This window comes from Bifidobacterium sp. POST2/T3 (B1) (assembly GCF_058197115.1).
The window spans coordinates 1-2,168 of sequence record NZ_JBVPQK010000436.1 but is presented as its reverse complement, the minus strand read 5'-3'; the positions used below and the strand labels follow the sequence as shown (position 1 = coordinate 2,168).

At 60.7% G+C, this 2,168-nt stretch carries 2 protein-coding genes; both read right to left on the bottom strand.

Translation table 11 applies throughout. The features are described 5' to 3' along the window. On the bottom strand, positions 1-1,152 hold a 1,152-nt coding region (gene dnaG, locus AC0AP0_RS12520), incomplete at its 3' end, for a DNA primase (protein ID WP_490430722.1). A 57-nt stretch (positions 1,153-1,209) separates the two neighbouring features. Next, positions 1,210-2,168, bottom strand: a 959-nt coding sequence (locus AC0AP0_RS12515) for a deoxyguanosinetriphosphate triphosphohydrolase (protein WP_490430725.1), incomplete at its 5' end; no start/stop codon positions are given.

The following is a 2,168-nucleotide window of genomic DNA, read 5'->3' as shown; positions in this document are numbered from 1 at the left end:
GTACAGCGGCCGGGCATGCTCGACCAGAGAACGCACAGCCTCATCACCATACTGGATGCGCAGATCACAGGGATCCAGATTCTCCCGGGCCACCGCCACGAAGGTCTGCGTCAAAAAGCTCCCATCAAGGCCAAAAGCGTGCAGGGCAGCCTTCTGACCGGCGGCATCCCCGTCGAAGGTGAAGACCACCCGGGAGCCCTGGACCGGCCCCACCAGCTGGATGGCCCCTAAGGCATCGTCGGAAATAAGTCGACGGACGATCTTGGCATGGTCCTCACCGAATGCAGTGCCGCAGGTGGCTACAGCCGTATCGACACCAGCAAGATGGCAGGCCATAACGTCGGTATAGCCCTCCACGATGACCACCTGCCGCTTTTTGACGATGGCATCCTTGGCCAGGTCTATGCCGTAGAGCACCTGGTTCTTGCGGTAGAGCTGGGTGTCGGGCGTATTGATGTACTTGGCGTTGATGCCATCGTCCTCGTAGAGCTTGCGAGCGCCGAAGCCCAGGGTACGGCCCGTGGAATCCCTGATAGGCCAGGTGACCCTGCCCCGGAAGTAGTCATAGACCCCCCGCTGCCCTTGCCTGGCCAGCCCCGCATCCAGCATCTCCTGCTGGGTGAAACCCTTGGTGGACAGGTGGCGAACCAGGTTGTCCCATCCGCGTGGGGCGTATCCGCAGCCAAAATGGGCGCTGTCTGCCTGGGAGAAGGTTCTTCCCGCCAAGAGCTTGCGAGCCGCCAACGCCTCCTTGCTCATGATCTGTGAGACAAAGAAACGCTGAGCCTCCTCGTTGGCCTCCAGCAAGCGGGAACGTTTGGACCCACGACGCTTGTCCTGACGGGAGTTTTCATAATGCAGCTCAATCTGGTACTTGTCTGCCAGAATCTCGACGGCATCGCCGAACTCGACGTTCTCCTCCTGCTCCACGTAGGTGAAGACATCGCCGCCAAGACCGCAACCGAAGCAGTGCCAGACCCCCATGGATGGACGCACCGAAAAAGAAGGAGACTTTTCGTCGTGGAAGGGGCACAAGCCCATGTAGGTGCCGGAACCGGAAGGCTTCAGGGTCACGCTTTCAGATACGATCTCATACAGATCGGCCTTAGCCCTGACCTTCTCGATGTCTTCCTTCTTGATCATTCCGGACATGACACCCAGCCTACCGGCCCAGGAGGATGTGTTGCGCCCGGCATAAATGCCGCAGACCTATGGGCAGACCAAGGAATGTAGGGCCAGCGCCGAACCGTCCGTCAGTGAGGCCACCTGATCGATGGCCACCCTCAGGCGTTCCCCATCCGAACCTGCCTGGCGCCAATCCTCCAGGAAGACATCCTCCAGAGCATCCGAGGGTGCTGGCGAGTCGGCCATCATCACCTCAACCAGGTCGGTCACTATTTTCAGTTGCTCTGCGTGGAAGGGTTCCTTCTCGCGTGGAGCCATGACGAAGTAGACGGCAATCCCCTTCAAAGCCACAATCTCATAGGAGGTCCGGGGAGGGATGACCAGCCCTGCCGAGTACCTGGTCAGCGGACCTTGGCCATGGCGGCTTCGGGTGGCTGCCTCGACGGAGTCAGCGAAGCGGCCTATCAGATAACTGGTGGTGTTCTTCAACGTGGCCAGAGCCCGGCGTGAACCGTCGAAGCCCGTCGGCAGCATGCCACGGACGTCCTCCAAGGCTCGGACCAGCTGGTCGGCATCCCAGCAGTCGCCATACCAGGATCGGGCAGCCTGGACCACGCCATCGACGATTCGAGGCTCAGCCAGTCGTTCAGGCACGAATGAGCCGACCACGATGGCATCCTCCACGTCGTGGACACTGTAGGCGATGTCATCAGCCAGGTCCATGACCTGGCACTCCATAGGCGTGCTAGCCTGCGGCGCCCCCTGCTTAAGCCAGCGGAAGACCTCTTGATCATCTGGATAGACGCAGAACTTGGCAGTCCTCTCCCCCTTGGGATGAGCCGAGGCCTCAGCCAAGGTCCAAGGATATTTGACCGCAGCGTCCAGGGCGGCCCTTGTCAGGTTGACCCCTGCCGAACGTCCGTCCGGGTGGAAAACCTTGGGCTCCAGCCTGGTCAGCAATCGAAAGGTCTGCGCATTGCCCTCGAATCCCCCTATGTCTGAGGCCAGCGAGGACAGGGCACGTTCGCCGTTGTGGCCGAAGG